At 70.4% G+C, this 240-nt stretch carries 1 protein-coding gene; it reads right to left on the reverse strand.

What is annotated here, in order from left to right:
* Positions 1 to 240 (reverse strand): CBS domain-containing protein (locus GYB81_RS23510; RefSeq protein WP_161897977.1); only part of this gene is annotated, 240 nt, incomplete at both ends.

Genomic DNA, 240 nt, shown 5'->3' on the forward strand with positions numbered 1-240 from the left:
AGGTGGAAGGGGTTGGGCGTCAGCAGCTGGTCGAGCGGCTGGGCGAGGTGGACACCGTCGGCGACAGCGCGGCGCAGGTGGCGCAGGGTGAAGGTGCCCAGCGGTCTGTCGGCCGGGTCGAGCACCACGATGCTGCCCACGTGCTGTTCATGCATCAGTCGTACGGCATCGCGCAGCGGCGTGTCTGGCGCGCAGTAGTCGCTGGCCACCCGCCTGGGCGAACTGTCCAGTCGCCCACCC

The sequence above is a fragment of the Pseudomonas yangonensis genome (genome assembly GCF_009932725.1).
Lineage (GTDB): Bacteria > Pseudomonadota > Gammaproteobacteria > Pseudomonadales > Pseudomonadaceae > Aquipseudomonas > Aquipseudomonas yangonensis.